13 protein-coding genes are annotated in these 15134 nt (G+C 72.4%); 6 read left to right on the forward strand and 7 right to left on the reverse strand.

The window, feature by feature from the left end:
- Positions 1-586: 586 nt before the first annotated feature.
- From ACIBCT_RS07805 to ACIBCT_RS07815, 3 genes are all read left to right on the forward strand, one after another.
- Positions 587-1507, forward strand: coding sequence for a DUF1702 family protein (locus ACIBCT_RS07805; RefSeq protein WP_399186603.1), 921 nt, complete (start codon positions 587-589; stop codon positions 1505-1507).
- A 168-nt stretch (positions 1508-1675) separates the two neighbouring features.
- Entirely contained in the window at positions 1676-3598 is a 1923-nt protein-coding gene (locus ACIBCT_RS07810; protein ID WP_399186604.1) for a CRTAC1 family protein, read from the forward strand.
- Positions 3595-4677 (forward strand): enediyne biosynthesis protein UnbU, encoded by a 1083-nt coding sequence (locus tag ACIBCT_RS07815; protein ID WP_399186605.1) that lies wholly within the window; start codon positions 3595-3597, stop codon positions 4675-4677. The genes ACIBCT_RS07810 and ACIBCT_RS07815 overlap by 4 nt, the downstream gene beginning before the upstream one ends.
- Here the strand turns inward: ACIBCT_RS07815 and ACIBCT_RS07820 are convergent.
- Positions 4613-5260, reverse strand: a complete 648-nt coding sequence (locus ACIBCT_RS07820; RefSeq protein ID WP_344893766.1) for a class I SAM-dependent methyltransferase — start codon at positions 5258-5260, stop codon at positions 4613-4615. The two genes, ACIBCT_RS07815 and ACIBCT_RS07820, sit on opposite strands and share 65 nt — an antisense overlap.
- Positions 5261-5338: 78 nt before the next feature.
- Between ACIBCT_RS07820 and ACIBCT_RS07825 the strand changes: the two genes are divergently transcribed.
- Genes ACIBCT_RS07825 through ACIBCT_RS07835 form a run of 3 tightly spaced genes read left to right on the forward strand, consistent with a single transcriptional unit; the run spans position 5339 to position 7103 of the window.
- The gene (locus ACIBCT_RS07825) at positions 5339-5803 is read left to right on the forward strand and encodes a pyridoxamine 5'-phosphate oxidase family protein (RefSeq protein WP_399186606.1); all 465 of its coding nucleotides are present in this window, start codon (positions 5339-5341) and stop codon (positions 5801-5803) included.
- A gap of 10 nt (positions 5804-5813) precedes the next feature.
- Entirely contained in the window at positions 5814-6008 is a 195-nt protein-coding gene (locus tag ACIBCT_RS07830; protein ID WP_344893760.1) for a ferredoxin, read from the forward strand.
- 9 nt (positions 6009-6017) lie between these two features.
- Positions 6018-7103, forward strand: a complete 1086-nt coding sequence (locus ACIBCT_RS07835) for a Zn-dependent alcohol dehydrogenase (protein ID WP_399186607.1) — start codon at positions 6018-6020, stop codon at positions 7101-7103.
- 106 nt (positions 7104-7209) lie between these two features.
- Here the strand turns inward: ACIBCT_RS07835 and ACIBCT_RS07840 are convergent, their stop codons facing one another.
- The 6 genes from ACIBCT_RS07840 to ACIBCT_RS07865 all read right to left on the reverse strand — a co-directional run bounded on the left by ACIBCT_RS07840 (position 7210) and on the right by ACIBCT_RS07865 (position 14894).
- Positions 7210-8217 (reverse strand): sugar phosphate isomerase/epimerase family protein, encoded by a 1008-nt coding sequence (locus ACIBCT_RS07840; protein WP_399186608.1) that lies wholly within the window; start codon positions 8215-8217, stop codon positions 7210-7212.
- On the reverse strand, positions 8214-9452 hold the full coding sequence (locus ACIBCT_RS07845) for a Gfo/Idh/MocA family protein (RefSeq protein ID WP_399186609.1): 1239 nt from the start codon (positions 9450-9452) through the stop codon (positions 8214-8216). The genes ACIBCT_RS07840 and ACIBCT_RS07845 overlap by 4 nt, the downstream gene beginning before the upstream one ends.
- A complete protein-coding gene (locus ACIBCT_RS07850) occupies positions 9452-10516 on the reverse strand; it encodes a substrate-binding domain-containing protein (RefSeq protein ID WP_399186610.1) in 1065 nt (354 codons plus the stop codon). The genes ACIBCT_RS07845 and ACIBCT_RS07850 overlap by 1 nt, the downstream gene beginning before the upstream one ends.
- 89 nt (positions 10517-10605) lie before the next feature.
- Positions 10606-11634, reverse strand: coding sequence for an ABC transporter permease (locus ACIBCT_RS07855; RefSeq protein ID WP_399186611.1), 1029 nt, complete (start codon positions 11632-11634; stop codon positions 10606-10608).
- Complete coding sequence (locus ACIBCT_RS07860) at positions 11631-13145, reverse strand: sugar ABC transporter ATP-binding protein (RefSeq protein WP_399186612.1); 1515 nt, start codon at positions 13143-13145, stop codon at positions 11631-11633. Before ACIBCT_RS07860 ends, ACIBCT_RS07855 begins: the two co-directional genes overlap by 4 nt.
- 852 nt (positions 13146-13997) lie before the next feature.
- The gene (locus ACIBCT_RS07865; protein ID WP_399186613.1) at positions 13998-14894 is read right to left on the reverse strand and encodes an SDR family oxidoreductase; all 897 of its coding nucleotides are present in this window, start codon (positions 14892-14894) and stop codon (positions 13998-14000) included.
- Between the last annotated feature and the right edge of the window lie 240 nt (positions 14895-15134).

The raw sequence follows: 15134 nt of genomic DNA on the forward strand, positions 1-15134 counted from the left end.
GGGCTCCGTGGGCTCTGCCGGTTCCACGGGTTCTGCGAGTTCTGCCGCTTCTACGGGCGCCTCGGACTCCACCGGTTCCCCGGCCTCTGCGACCTCCGCGGGTTCTGCGGGATCCACGAACCCTGCCGGCGCCATGGGCTCTGCGGGCTCTGCGGGCTCTGCCGGTGCCACGGATCTCAAGAGTTCCGCCGGTTCCACGGGTGCGTCGAACTCCACGGGCGCTTCCGGTTCCACGGGCTCCGCGCGATCCACGGGCGTCACGAACTTCACGGGCTCCGCGGGTTCTGCGGGCTCCACGAACCCTGTCGGCCCCGCGGGTTCCGCGAGTGCCTCGGACGTGCCGTCCGAGCACGACCTCCTGGATCTCGTGAACACCCTGTCGCCCGCGCCCGTGGTCCCGTCGCCGTCGTCCCCGTCGCCGTCGTCCCCGTCGCCGTCGTCCCCGTCGTCGTCCTCCGCGCCGTCCCGCCCCCTGCCCCGGACGCCTGCTCCCCGGGAACCCGTGCAGGGCCCGGTACCGTCGCCGGGATCGGGACCGGCGCCACGGCTGGGCGTTCCGGCGCCGGTACCGGCACGGTCCAGGGGCGTGTCCCGGCTGCTGTGGCAGGACCCCGGCCAGGTGAGGCTCGGGATGCGGAGGTTCCGGCTGGGACCGGCACGCGACCGGCTGGAGGAGGCGGGACGGTCGTTCACGACCGGCTTCAACGCGATGGTCGCCGGAGAGCCCGAACGGATCGACGACCTCCGCGACGACCTGCGCGGTTTCGCGTACGAGGGTGCCGGCATGGCCTGCGCGACCCTCGACGTGCTCACCCTCACCGGCGGGCGGCGGCTCAGGGAGCTGCTGAGCGGGCAGGGACTGCTCCATCCGCACCTGATCCACCTGGGCACCGGCTGGGCGTACGCCCGCATGCGGCTGCGGCCGATGTGGGGCATCCGCTCGGTCCACCCGCTCCTGCGCTGGATGGCCCACGACGGGTTCGGTTTCCACCAGGGCTTCTTCTGCGCCGACCGTACGGTGGGCCGCCAGCGCACGGCCGGGCTCATGGACCGTACCCGGCGGGCGATCTTCGACCAGGGGCTGGGGCGGATGCTCTGGTTCCACGAGTGCGCGAGGGCGGAAGACGTCGCGCTGCGCATCGCCGAGTTCCCCGCCGGTCGCCGCGCCGACCTGTGGAGCGGCGCGGGCCTGGCCGCGACCTACGTGGGGGGCGCGAGCACCAGGGACCTGGAGAGGCTGGCCTCGGCCGCGTCCGGGGACGGCTTCCGCGCCCACCTCGCCCAGGGTTCCGCCTTCGCGTGCGCCTTCCGGCTGATCTCGGGCGTCGTCCCCGACCACACCGTCGCCGCCGCCCCCGTGCTCTGCGGGGCCGAGGTGGACGAGGCCGCGGCGTGGACGGACACCGCCCTCGTCGCGCTGGGCCACAACGCCTGCAGCGGCGAGGACTACCAGGCCTGGCGGGCGGGGATCCGGAAGGCGTGGGCACGCCGCGACCGCGACACATGACGACGTGCCACGACGGCGGCCCGTGACAGCGGCCCGTGACGGTGAACGGCGACGGTGACTCGCGACGGCGTACCGCGATGACGGCTCGCGACGGCGTACCGCGGCGACGGCCCGTGACGGTGACCGGCGACGGTGACTCGGACGGTGAGACGGTGACTCGAAGGGGCGATGACCGCGATGTCGGGAGTTCGCAGGTACGCGGCCGGGGCTCTGGCCGTGCTGTCCGTCGTCACCGGCTGGCGGCTCGCCCTCCCGCCGGAGCCTCCCGGCGCGGGAACGACCGCCTTCTCCTTCCACGCCAGGCCGCTGAGCCCGCCCACCGCACCCGGTGACCGGGTCCTGCGGACGGTCGCGCCCGGGTACGCGAACGTCCGGGGCTGGGTGTCGGCGCCGGGGGCGGCGGTCGCGCTGTTCGACGTGGACGGCGAGGTCGTCGCCGACGACGTCTGCCTGGTCGACCCGCGTCGTGACACCGTGACCGTCAGGCCCGCGCCGGGCACCTCCCGGTCCTACCGGCCGTTCACGCTGGTCCCCCCGGACCGCAGGCCGTACGAGGCCCCGACGGGGTGCCTGCCCGCCGATCTCGACCAGGACGGCTGGGAGGACCTGGTCGTCTACTACTGGGGGCGCTCCCCCTCGCTGTTCCTGCGGGTGCCCTGGGCGGTGCCGTCAGGGACGGCCTTCCGGCACCGCCCGCTGACCACCGAACGGGAGATCTGGAACACCGGCGCCGCCACGGCCGGTGACTTCGACGGGGACGGCCGCCTGGACCTGGTGTTCGGCAACTACCTCCCCGACGGCGTCCTGGCGCTGGGCGGGGCCCGTACCGGCACCGATACCGGCACCGGCACCGACGCCGACGCGGCCGTGACGCCCGACTCGCTGTCGGCCGCCTCCAACGGCGGCACCGACCGGCTCTACCGCGCCACGGGCCCGGCGACCTTCGCCGAGGCCGAGGGGGTGTTCGACGAGCTCGGCGGCGGAGGCTGGACGCTCGCGCTGGGCACCCAGGACCTCGACGGCGACGGGCGCCCCGAGCTGTACGTGGCCAACGACTTCGGCCCGGACCGGTTGCTGGTCAACGAGTCGGCGCCCGGCAGGATCAGGTTCACCGAAGCCCGGGGCCCGGCGGACCCGGTGACCCCCCGTTCCCGGGTCCTGGGCCGGGACTCGTTCAAGGGCATGGGGGTCGGCTTCACCGACCTCAACACCGACGGCAGGCCGGACATCCTGGTGAGCAACGCAGCGGGGGAACGCGGGCCGCACGAGAGCAACCTCGCCTTCGTGTCCGGACCCGGCGGGCTGCACGCGGGGCTCGCGCCCTACCGCGACCGCGCCGAGGAGCTGGGACTGAGCCGGGGCGGCTGGTCCTGGGACGTCAAGGCCGCCGACTTCGACAACGACGGCACCGACGAGATCATGCACGCGACCGGGTTCCTCAGGGGCGAGGTGGACCGGTGGGCGCAGCTGCACGAGGCGGCCTCCACCGGTGACCCCTTCCTCTCCCGTCCGGCGTTCTGGCCCGTCCTGGACGCCGGGGACGACGTGTCCGGGCGCGAGGCCGACACCTTCTACACGGCGGGCCCGGACGGCCGGTACGCGGACGTGGCCGCCTCGGCCGGGGTCGGCGGCGACGCGGTGAGCCGGGCCTTCGCCGTGGGGGACGTGGACGACGACGGGCGGCTGGACTTCGCGGTCGCCAACCAGTGGGCGCGGTCGGTGCTCTACGGCAACCACGGCCCCACGGCGCCGTTCGTGGGCCTGCGGCTCCGCCTGCCCGCCGGTTCCTGCGGCACGCCCGCCCCGGCCGGTCCCGGGCCGACGCGGGCCGCCATCGGGGCCGTCGCCACGGTGCGCCTGCCCGGTGGCGGCACGCGGACCCGTCAGCTCTACCCCGCCGTCGGGCACAACGGCTTCTCCGCGCCCGAACTGCTCTTCGGTCTCGGCGCGGACCTGCCTGTCGCCCCCCTCGCCGTCGAGGTCTCCTGGAGGGACGCCTGCGGTACGGCCCGTACCGCGTCGATCTCCCTCGAACCGGGCTGGCACCGGGTCCTGCTGGCGGACGGACGCGCCGTCGAGGTCCGGCCGTGAGAACCGGCCGCGCCACCCCGGAGCCCGCCGGGACGTACCGGAACCGTCCCGGGGCCACCGGGACCGCCACGGCCACCACGCCCGCCGGGCGCGACGGGCGCGACGGGCGTGGCGGTCGGCGGCGGGGCCGGGCGTCGCGGTGGGCGGCGGCGTCCCTCACCCTGCTCACCGTGCTCGGGCACACCGTGCTCGGCTTCGAGCAGCCCTGGTCGGCACCGGTCGCCGGGGCGCTGACCGGGGTCGTCGCCGCGCTCGTGCTGGAGACCGTGGAGGCGTGGGCGTGGCGGCGCCCGGTGCGCTACCTCGGGGTCCCCGGGGCCCGCGTCCTCGACCTCCTCCTGCCCTCCTACGTCTGCGGCCTGCTCTGCGCCATGCTGCTGTACGGCGGCGGGAGCCCCATGCCGGTCGTGCTGGCCGTGCTGGTCGGCGTCGGCAGCGGGTACCTGCCGCGCCGGCCGTTCCTGAACCCGGTGGCCACCGGGGTCGCCGCCGCGCTCCTGCTGCTGCCCCAGGTCTCCCTGGCCCCGTCCCACCAGTTCACCGCCTGGGTGTCGGGGCCGTTCGACCTGATCGTGCCGTCGGCCGTGCTGGCCGCGGGCGTGGTGCACGCCTGGCTCGCCCGCAGGCTGCCGCTGCTCCTGGGATGGGTGGCCGGGTTCGCCGCCCAGGCGCTCGTCAGGGGGTGGCTCACCGACGTCTCGACGGTCGCCGCGCTGCTTCCGATGACCGGGACGGCCTTCGCGCTCTACGCCGGTTACGTGATCGCCGACCCGGTCACGTCCCCGGCACGGCCCCGCGAGCAGGCCGGGTTCGGCCTGGCCGCGGCGGCGGTCTACGGGCTGCTGGTGCAGTGGCACGTCGTCTTCGGGCCGTTCCTCGCCCTGGTGGCCGTCTGCGCGGGGCGGGAGCTGGGACCGCTCCTGCCGGCCCGTCTCCTCCCCTCCCCGCGCTTCGTCCCGTCCCTCTCCCGGCCGTCCGCCGGGACGCCGGACGCGGACGTCCCCGGCCGGGGGGTCAGCCGATCCCCGGGCCGACCCGCTCCAGCACCCGCAGCGAACCCTCCTGGCGGACCTCCCTGAACGCGCCCGAGTCGAGCACCCGCCGGTACACCCGGTACGGCGCCTGACCGCCCGTGGCCGGGTCGGGGTAGATGTCGTGGAAGACCAGGGCTCCCCCCTGCATGACGTGCGGGGCCCATCCCTCGTAGTCCTCGGTCACCGGCTCCTCGGAGTGGCCCCCGTCGATGAAGAGCATCGCCAGCGGGGTGTTCCAGAACCGGGCGACGAGCCCGGACCTGCCGACGATCGCGATCACCTCCTCCTCCAGGCCGGCTGCGGCGATGGTGGCGCGGAAGGTGGGCAGCGAGTCCATCTTGCCGAAGCGGGGGTCCATCAGCGTGGGGTCGTGGTGGGCCCAGCCGGGCTGGATCTCCTCGGAACCACGGTGGTGGTCCACGGTGAAGACCACGGAACCGGCCTGCCGCGCGCCCGCGCCGAGGTAGACGGCGGACTTCCCGCAGTAGCTGCCGATCTCGCAGACCGGGCCGCGCGATCCGTACTCGGCGGCGGTCTCGAACAGCGCGAGCCCCTCGGCGTGGGGCATGAAACCCTTGGCGCGCTGGGCGGCGTACAGCAGGTCGGCGGGCATGGTGGCGATGCTCATCACAGCAGACTATTGGACACCGAATAATATTCCATACGGCCCTTGCCCGACCCTATGGAACGTGTTCTACTTTGCACCGTGAACCAGCGCGCCCGCATCACGATGTCCGACGACGAGGTGGCCACCCTCCTCGACGAGTCACGAAAACTGCAGCTCGGAACCATCAACCCGGACGGCACACCGCATCTGGTGACCATGTTCTACGGGCTGACCGAGGGCAGGATCTCGTTCTGGACCTACGGCAAGGCCCAGAAGACGCGCAACATCGAACGCGACGCGCGGGTGAGCTGCCTGATCGAGGCCGGAGAGGAGTACTCCGACCTTCGCGGCGTCCTGGTCTACGGGGTGGCGCGCAGGATCGACGACAGCGAGGGGGTCCTCGGCGTCGGCATGACGGTGGCCGGACGGATGGCCGGGGTGCCCGACGCGGAGGAACTGCTCACCGAGTACGTGGCCTACACCGGCCGCAAAAGGGTCGCCTTCGTGGTAGAGCCCACTCGAGTGATCTCATGGGATCACCGTAAGCTCGCCGGCGCCGACTGAGGAGGCCCATATGAAGATCAAAGTCGACTATCTGGTGTGCGAGGCCAATGCGATCTGCACGGGACTCGCTCCGGAGGTCTTCGAACTCGACGACGACGATCAGCTGCACCTGCTGCTGCCCGAGCCACCGCCGGAGATGATGGACCGCGTCCGGCACGCCGTGCGGTCCTGTCCCAAAGCCGCCCTCTCCCTCGAGGAGAACTAGGAGGACCCCATGCGTGGTGCGCTTCTGCATGCCGTCGGCGACGACATGCTCGACATCCGCGACGACTTCACCCTCGCCCCGGTGGGCCCGACGGACGTTCGCGTCAGGATCAGGGCCACCGGGGTCTGTCACTCCGACCTGTCGGTGATCAACGGTGTGCTGCCGATGCCGCTACCGGTGATCCCCGGCCACGAGGGAGCGGGCGAGGTGGTCGAGGTCGGCGACTACGTGACCTCGGTACAGCCCGGCGACCACGTCATCATCAACTGGGTCCCGACGTGCGGAAGCTGCGCGAACTGCCTGGTCAACCAGCCGTTCCTGTGCACGACGTACGTCATGGACAGCTTCGTCAACGCCCGCTTCCGCTACGACGGCGACACCCCGGCGTTCGGCATGGCCGGATGCGGCACCTGGTCGGAGGAGGTCATCGTGCCCTGGCAGGGCGCGATCCGGGTCGACCCCGAGGTGCCCTTCGAGGTGGCGGCCCTGATCGGCTGCGGCGTGACCACCGGTGTCGGCGCGGCGCTCAACACGGCCAAGGTACGGCCCGGCTCGACCGTCGTCGTGGTCGGCGCCGGCGGCATCGGCCTGTCGGTGATCCAGGGGGCCCGCATCTCCGGCGCGAGCACGATCCTGGCGATCGACCCGCTGGAGTCCAAGCACGCCCTGGCCAAGAAGGTCGGCGCCACCCACGCCGTCACCCCCGGCGAGCTGAACGACGCGATCGGCACGCTCACCGGCGGCACCGGGTTCGACTACGCCTTCGAGGCCGTCGGCAAGTCCGCCACCATCATGACGGCCTGGCAGGCGGCCCGGCGCGGCGGCGAGGTGATCGTGGTGGGCGCGGGCGCGATGGACGACATGGTCTCGCTGAGCGCCTTCAACCTGCTCTTCGAGGGCAAGACGCTGCGCAGCTCGATGTACGGCGGCTCGGACGTCCGGCGTGACTTCCCGTTCTTCGCCGGCCTCTACAAGGCGGGCAAGCTCGACCTGGAGAGCATGATCAGCTCCCGGATCGCGCTGGCCGACCTCAACGACGCGGTGGCGGCGCTGCGCGGCGGCGAGGTGCTGCGCCAGGTCGTCGTCCTGGACTGAGGCGCCCGCCGGCCCCGGGAGACGCCCGGGGCCGGTCCGTCCCGTGACGGGACGGACCGGCCCCGGACCTGTGAGAGATCACCCGGCGGAGATCACCCCGTACGGCTCACTCGGTGGAGAAGGCCGCGTCGAAGGCGGCGGTGGGCGGGGTGATCGCGTTGAGGCGGCGGATGGTGGCCAGCGCGTCGGGCGCGCCGTCCAGGCGGTCCATGCCCGCGTCCTCCCACTCGATCGAGATCGGCCCGCTGTAGCCGATCGCGTTCAGCGCGCGGAAGCAGTCCTCCCAGGGCACGTCCCCGCGGCCGGTGGAGACGAAGTCCCAGCCCCGGCGCAGGTCGGCCCAGGCCAGGTGGGAGGAGAGCCGGCCGCGCCGGCCGTCGCCGGTGCGGACCTTGGCGTCCTTGCAGTCGACGTGGTAGATCCGGTCGGCGAAGTCCAGGATGAAACCGACCGGGTCGATCTCCTGCCAGACCATGTGCGAGGGGTCCCAGTTCAGCCCGAACGCGGGCCGGTGGCCGATGGCCTCCAGGGTCCGCACGGTGGTGTGGTAGTCGTAGGCGATCTCGCTCGGGTGCACCTCGTGGGCGAAGCGCACCCCGACCTCGTCGAAGACGTCCAGGATCGGGTTCCACCGGTCGGCGAAGTCGGCGTAGCCCGCCTCGATCATCGACGCCGGGACCGGCGGGAACATCGCCACGGTGTGCCAGATGGACGAGCCGGTGAAGCCGACCACGGTGTCGACGCCCAGCTTCGCCGCGGCGCGGGCGGTGTCCTTCATCTCCTCGGCGGCACGCCGCCGTACGCCTTCGGGCTCGCCGTCGCCCCAGATGCGGGCGGGCAGGATGCCCCTGTGCCGCTCGTCGATGGGGCTGTCGCAGACGGCCTGGCCGAGCAGGTGGTTGGAGATGGTCCAGACCTTGAGGTTGTGCTCGGCCAGGATCTCCAGCCTGCGCTCGACGTAGCCGTCCTCGGAGACCGCCTTGTCGACCTCGAAGTGGTCGCCCCAGCAGGCGATCTCCAGGCCGTCGTAGCCCCACCCGGAGGCCAGCCGGCAGACCTCCTCGAACGGCAGGTCGGCCCACTGGCCGGTGAACAACGTGATCGGCCTGCTCATGTCTCCTCCACGGGTGTGAGCCGGGACTGCTCCGCGGCGCTGCGTTCGACCGCGGCCAGCACGCGCTGGACGCGCAGCCCGTCGTCGAACGACGGGGCGGGGGCGGTACCGGCGCCGAGGGCCTCGACGAAGTCCTTCACCTCGTGGGTGAAGGTGTGCTCGTACCCGAGACCGTGTCCCGGTGGCCACCACGCCCCCGCGTAGGGGTGGCCGGCCTCGGTGACGAGGATCCGGCGGAACCCCCCCTCCTCGGCGGGCAGGGCGTGGTCGTGGAACCACAGCTCGTTCATCGCCTCGAAGTCGAAGGCCAGGCTGCCGGCCGAGCCGTTGATCTCGATGCGCAGCGCGTTCTTGCGCCCGGTGGCGAAGCGGGTGGCCTCGAAGGAGGCCAGGCCGCCACCGCTGAGCCGGCCGATGAACAGTGCCGCGTCGTCCACGTCCACCGTACCCGTCGGCCCGGCCCCACCTTCACCGCCCTCGCCGCCTCCGGCTCCGTCACCGTCCCGGCCGGCCTCGGCCGACAGCCCGGCCGAGCTCTCGGCCAGGGGGCGCTCCTTGACGAACGTCTCGGTCAGCGCGGAGACCTCGGTGAGGTGCTGGCCGGTGATGAACTGGGCGGTGTCGATGATGTGCGCGCCGATGTCGCCCAGCGCCCCGGAGCCGGCCAGCTCCTTGCGCAGCCGCCACACCAGCGGGAACTCCGGGTCGACGATCCAGTCCTGCAGGTACTGGGCCCGCACGTGGCGGATGTCCCCCAGCCGGCCCTCGGCGACCCAGCGGGCCGCCTGCGCGATCGCCGGCACCCGCCGGTAGTTGAAGGCCACCATGGCGTACACCCCGCGCGACGCCGCCTCCCTCGCGGCCTCGGCCATGGCCTCGGCCTCGGCGACCGTGTTGGCCAGCGGCTTCTCGCAGAGCACGTGCTTGCCGGCCCGCAGGGCGGCGATCGCGATCTCCGCGTGGGAGTCGCCGGGGGTGCAGATGTCGACCACGTCGACGTCGTCGCGGGCGATCAGCGCCCGCCAGTCGGTCTCCACGGCCGCCCAGCCCATCTGCTCGGCCGCCCGTGCGGCGCCCTCGGGCGAGCGGCCGCACAGCGCGGCCATCACCGGCCGGACCGGCAGGTCGAAGAAGGCCGAGACGCTGCGCCAGGCCTGGGAGTGCACCCGGCCCATGAACGCGTACCCGACCATGCCGATCCCCAGCGTCGGCCTCTCCTCGTCCGGACGGCTCATCAGGACTCGAATCCCAGCGGCAGGTAGGCGTCCACGTTCTCCTTGGTGATCGTCTCCGAGGCCAGGGTGATCGACTGCGGCACCTGCTTCTCCATCAGGTCGCTCATGCCCTTGCCCTGCGCGACCAGGCGGGCCAGCTTGATCGCCGAGGAGGCCATCGTCGGGCTGTAGGTGACCGTGGCCTTCAGCACGCCGTTGTCGGCCTTGATGTCGCGCATCGCGTTGGCCGAGCCGGCGCCGCCGACCATGAAGAACTCGCTCCGGCCGGCCTCCTTGATGGCCGCCAGCACGCCGATGCCCTGGTCGTCGTCGTGGTTCCAGATCGCGTCGATCTTCTTGTGCGCCTGCATCAGGTTGGCCGCGACCTTGGTGCCCGACTCCACGGTGAACTGCGCGTCCTGCTTGGCGGTCACGCTGAACCCGTAGGTCTTGAGCGCGTCCTCGAAGCCCTTGCTGCGGTCCTGGGTCAGGGGCAGCGTGGCGATGCCCTGGATCTCCAGGATCACCGGGTTGGCCACGCCCTTGTCCTTGAGCGTCTTGCCGATGTAGTGCCCGGCCGCGACGCCCATGCCGTAGTTGTCGCCGCCGATCCAGGTGCGGTACGACAGCTTGTCGGGGAAGACCCGGTCCAGGTTGATCACCGGGATGCCCGCGTCCGAGGCCTGGCGGGCGATCTGGTTGAGCTGCTGGCCGTCGTTGGGCAGGATCACCAGCGCGCCGACCTTGGCCTGGATCAGCGACTCCACCGCCGAGATCTGCGCGTTGATGTCGTTGGTCGGCTCGACCGGCTTGAACTCCACGTCCGAGTACTCCTTGGCCGCGGCCTCGGCGTTCTTGGCGATCGCGGCGATCCATCCGTGGTCGGCCGCGGGGGCCGAGAAGCCGATGACGACCTTCTCGCCGGGTGCCTCGTTGCCGCCGGTCGGAGCCGGTGCCGGGGCTGCCGCCGAGCTCGCCGCGGCCGGTGCCGCGGGCTCGTTGCTCGTGCACCCGGTGACCAGCGCGCCAGCGCCGATGACCGCCCCGCCGAGCAGGAAACCCCTGCGCGCGACGTTCTCTGCCATGACCGTGCTCCTTTTTCGGAATTGAGTCCCGGGAACGGACCCGGGGGAAAGATCGTGAAAGGTCGGGGGACGTGACCTGGCGGGAGAGGCTAGGTCGCGGTTCGGAGGCTGCGCCGCTGGAGCAGCACGGCCACCACGATGATCAGGCCCTTGGCCACCAGCTGGTCGCTGGTGTTGAGGCCGTTGAGGATGAACAGGTTCGTGATCACGGTGAAGATCAGCAGGCCCAGGATCGACCCGATGATCGACCCCCGGCCGCCGGTGAGCAGCGTGCCGCCGATGATGACCGCGGCGATCGCGTCCAGCTCGTACAGGTCGCCGTGGGTGGAGGAGCCGGTGGTGGTCCTGGCCATGATCAGCACGGCCGCGATGCCGCAGCACAGGCCCGACAGCGCGTACAGCGCCACGGTGTGCCGGCGCACGTCGATGCCTGCCAGCCGGGCCGCCTCGGGGTTGCCGCCGACGGCGTAGGTACGGCGCCCGAACGTGGTGCGGTTGAGCAGCACCCAGCCCAGCACCACGACGACGGCGAAGATGTAGACCAGCAGCGGGATGCCCAGCACCCGGGTGGTCGACAGTCCCACGATCGCCTCGTTGCCCTGCTGCACGAGCTGGGTGCGGCGGTTCGACATCCGCTGGGCCAGTCCTCGGGCGGCGACCAGCATCGCCAGCGTCGCGATGAACGGCACCATCCGCCCGTAGGCGATCAGCAGGCCGTTGACCAGGCCCGCGCCCGTGCCGACCAGCACCGCGCACACGATCATCACGAACGGCCCGTACGCCTGGGTGGCCAGCGTGGTGGCCCAGACCGACGCCAGCGCCATCAGCGCGCCCACCGACAGGTCGATGCCGCCGCCGATGATGACGAAGGTCATGCCGACCGTGATCACCCCGATGGTGCCCGCCAGCGACAGGATGCTCACCATGTTGGAGGTGGTGGCGAAGGTGTCGGGCACCGTCATCAGGCCCACGATCGCCAGCAGCACCAGCGCGACCACCAGCCCCAGGTGGGGGACGTCTCCCAGGCGGGTGAGCAGGCTCGGCGGGGCCGCGGGCGGGCGGCCCTGCCCCGTCGCCCGTACCTTCTCGTCCACCGACGGCGGCCGGGACTCGCTCATACCGGACTTCCTTCCATGATCATGTCGAGGACGGCGTGCTCGTCCAGCTCTCCGGCGGCGGCCTCGCGGACGATCCGGCCTTCCCTGATCACCAGCACCCGGTCGGCCAGGCCCAGCACCTCGGGAACCTCGCTGGAGACCAGCAGGACGCCGATCCCGTCGTCGGCCAGCCGCCGTACCAGCGCGTACAACTCCGCCCGTGCTCCCACGTCCACCCCGCGCGTGGGCTCGTCCAGCAGCAGCAACCGGCGCTCGTTGAGCAGCCAGCGCGCCAGCACCGCCTTCTGCTGGTTGCCGCCCGAGAGCGTCTTGACCGGCCGTTCGGGGTCGGACGGCCGGATGTCCAGCGCCTCCACCATGGCCCGCGCGTCGGCCGCCTCGCGGCGCCGGTCCATCCAGCCCAGCCGCGAGTAGCGGCCCAGGCTCGCCAGGCTGATGTTGCGCGAGACGCTCTGGTCCAGCAGCAGTGCCTGGGCCTTGCGCTCCTCCGGCGCCAGCCCCATGCCCATCCGGACCGCGTTCCCGGTGCCGCCGCGGCCCACCGGGCGGCCCTCCAGCGTCACCCGGCCGGAGAACTTCCGGGCCCCGTAGACGGCCTCGATGATCTCCGAACGGCCCGAGCCGACCAGCCCGGCCAGTCCCACGATCTCCCCGGCCCGTACCGAGAACGACACGTCCTCGACCCTGCCGGGGACGCTCAGGTTCTCCACGCGCAGCACCTCGGCGCGGTCCTGCCGCGCGCCGGCCTCGGGCCGGTCGGGGAAGAGGTACTCCACGGTGCGGCCGGTCATCAGCGAGATGACCTGGGAGGTCGGGGTGTCCTTGGCCGGCAGGCCCACCGCGACCGTGCGGCCGTCCTTGAGGACGGTGACCCGGTCGCCGATCTCGCGGATCTCCTCCAGCCGGTGCGAGATGTAGACCACCGCCACGCCCTGCGCGGTCAGCTCCCGGATGATCCGGAACAGGTTGCCCACCTCGTCGTGGGCCAGGGCCGCCGACGGCTCGTCCATGACGATCAGGCGGGTGTCGTGCGAGAGCGCCCGCGCCATGCTCACCACCTGCTTGGCGGCCGGTGAGAGCCGCCCGACCTCGGTCGAGGGGCGGATCTCGCCGTGCCCGAGCCGGGCCAGCACCTCCCGGGTCGCCCGGGCCGCGGCCCCGCGGCCCACGAAGCCCAGCCGAGCCGGCTCGTGGCCGAGGAAGACGTTCTCGGCCACGCTCAGCCCGTCGACCAGGTCGAGTTCCTGGTAGATCGTGGAGATTCCCAGCCGGATCGCCGCGATCGGGCTGGACAGCCGCACCTCCTCGCCACCGAAGGTGATCGTGCCCTCGTCGGGCTGGTGCGCCCCGGCCAGTGTCTTGATCAGCGTGGACTTGCCCGCGCCGTTCTGGCCGAGCAGGCAGTGCACCTCGCCGGGCAGCACCTCCAGGTCGACGCCGTCCAGGGCGCGCACACCGGGGAACTGCTTGACGATCCCTCGCATGACGAGCAGGGGGGTGGCTTCGGACATGGAGCCTCGCTGGTTCCTCGTGGGGCCGGAGAAGACGTGGTCGCCGGGGGAGCCGGGCCCGTGCGGGCCACACCGCCGACACCGACGCCGACGCCCTCCCCTCCACCATGGGATGTGCAGAAGCTAACCCTCTACGTCCTGGTTTGTGAAGGGCTTTCATCTAACAGTTCGTAGACTTTTGCAGAAATCAGCAAAAGTCTGGCGCGCGGCATCCGATCCCGGACGTCAGGGGGTCACCCTCGCGCCGAGGGGGCACCGGACGCGCGATGACATGGGCCGTCCGGGGCGTGGAGCCCGTCGCCACCGCGCAGGCCGCCCTGCCGCATGTCGCAGTCGGCCCGGCGGGGCCGTTCGGCAGGGCCGCAGGGGCTCACCCGTCGGCGGGCCGGGCGCGCAGGGCCGTCCCGGCCGCGGTGCACGGCGCCGGCGGGGCCCGGACGGGTTCTACGTGAAGCTCGTGGGCTCCGGGGACACGCTCACCGTCACGCGGCCCGATCCCGGCACGTCCATCACCGGACCGGCCGGGACGTCCGGTGCGGCGGCGAGGACCGGACCGTCCCCTTCGACCCTGCGGCCGGACCGGTGGACGACGCGGCGGCGCTCCACCGGGAGACGGCCCGGGGCGCTCGCCGAGGGGCGCCCCGCGGACCCCGGTCTCCACGCCGCCACGCGCCTTCACCGGGTGCTCGCGACGATCGGACGCGCCGCGGGGGCGGCGGCGCCGGACGGGACCCGTGACGGGCCCCGTGATGGGCCCGGACGACGCGGGGCCCGTCCGGAATCCGTTCAGGACGGACTCGGAGCACGCTCGGAGCACGCTCGGAGCACGCTCAGAGCACGCTCAGAGCACGCTCAGAGCATCGCCTTCATGGAGGCGGTCGCCTGCTCGCCGAGGGTGGTCGGGGTGAGGTACGGCTGCTCGGCGAGGATCGCGTCCCAGTTGTCCCGGATGTCCTCGACCGTGTGGTCCTCCTTGCGCCAGCCCGGCCCCTCGGCCACGAACACCCGGGCGATCCGGCCGCCGCCGACGCTGAAGACCTCACCGCTGGTCTCGCAGGCCTCGTGGGCCAGGAAGGTCACCAGGGCGCTGACCCGCTCCGCGGTGAACGTCGCCTCGAACTCGGCCGGCAGGATCTCCTGGGTCATCCGCGTCCAGGCGATCGGCGCGATCGCGTTGGCCTTGATCCCGGCCCTGGCGCCCTCGATGCCGAGCGTCTTGGTGAGGCCGACCAGACCCATCTTGGCGGTGGAGTAGTTGGCCTGGCCGAAGTTGCCGAACAGGCCCGCGGGCGAGGAGGTGTTGACGATCCGGCCGTACCCCTGTTCCTTGAGGTGGGGGAACGCCGCCCGGCTCACCAGGAACGAGCCGCGGACGTGGACGGCGATGACCTGGTCGAACTCCTCGACGCTCATCTTCCCGAAGGACCTGTCCCGCAGGATGCCGGCGTTGTTGACGACGATGTCCAGCCGCCCGAAGGCGTCGATCGCGGTCCGGACGATCGCCGCGGCGCCCTCGGGGGTCGCCACGTCGTCGGTGCTGACGGCGGCCTCCCCGCCGTTCTTCCTGATCAGCTCGACCACGTCGGCGGCCGGCCCCGCGGAGGCCCCGGTACCGTCCAGCGCCCCGCCCAGGTCGTTGACGACCACCTTGGCGCCGCGCCCGGCGAGCGACAGCGCGTGCGAGCGGCCGAGACCGTGACCGGCCCCGGTGATGATCGCGACCTTGCCGTCGAATCGCAGCTCTGACATCCGCGTCCCTCCCACGAGAACATAATTCTAGTCCCCCGAACAATAACTCCCCGGCCCCCGCGATGCCATCGGACGCGACACCTGCCCGCCACCATCGGGAACGATCACGTCCGCGCCCCCGGGACACCGCGGCCGGGGCGCCGCCCGGACGGCCCCGGGCGTCCGCGCGACTGTGCGGGCACCCAAATCGGACGGTCGCACTCCGGCCGTACCGGTAACCGAAAACGAATGGGATAATTG

The organism is Streptosporangium sp. NPDC050855 (genome assembly GCF_044456585.1).
GTDB lineage: Bacteria > Actinomycetota > Actinomycetes > Streptosporangiales > Streptosporangiaceae > Streptosporangium > Streptosporangium longisporum.

Bases quoted from the DNA above. Each gene is read 5' to 3' on its own strand.
- ACIBCT_RS07865 (WP_399186613.1), bottom strand. From the start codon at position 14,894: ATGTCAGAGCTGCGATTCGACGGCAAGGTCGCGATCATCACCGGGGCC.
- ACIBCT_RS07860 (WP_399186612.1), bottom strand. From the start codon at position 13,145: ATGTCCGAAGCCACCCCCCTGCTCGTCATGCGAGGGATCGTCAAGCAG.
- ACIBCT_RS07810 (WP_399186604.1), top strand. From the start codon at position 1,676: ATGACCGCGATGTCGGGAGTTCGCAGGTACGCGGCCGGGGCTCTGGCC.
- ACIBCT_RS07820 (WP_344893766.1), bottom strand. From the start codon at position 5,260: ATGAGCATCGCCACCATGCCCGCCGACCTGCTGTACGCCGCCCAGCGC.
- ACIBCT_RS07830 (WP_344893760.1), top strand. From the start codon at position 5,814: ATGAAGATCAAAGTCGACTATCTGGTGTGCGAGGCCAATGCGATCTGC.
- ACIBCT_RS07850 (WP_399186610.1), bottom strand. From the start codon at position 10,516: ATGGCAGAGAACGTCGCGCGCAGGGGTTTCCTGCTCGGCGGGGCGGTC.
- ACIBCT_RS07835 (WP_399186607.1), top strand. From the start codon at position 6,018: ATGCGTGGTGCGCTTCTGCATGCCGTCGGCGACGACATGCTCGACATC.
- ACIBCT_RS07845 (WP_399186609.1), bottom strand. From the start codon at position 9,452: ATGAGCCGTCCGGACGAGGAGAGGCCGACGCTGGGGATCGGCATGGTC.
- ACIBCT_RS07840 (WP_399186608.1), bottom strand. From the start codon at position 8,217: ATGAGCAGGCCGATCACGTTGTTCACCGGCCAGTGGGCCGACCTGCCG.
- ACIBCT_RS07855 (WP_399186611.1), bottom strand. From the start codon at position 11,634: ATGAGCGAGTCCCGGCCGCCGTCGGTGGACGAGAAGGTACGGGCGACG.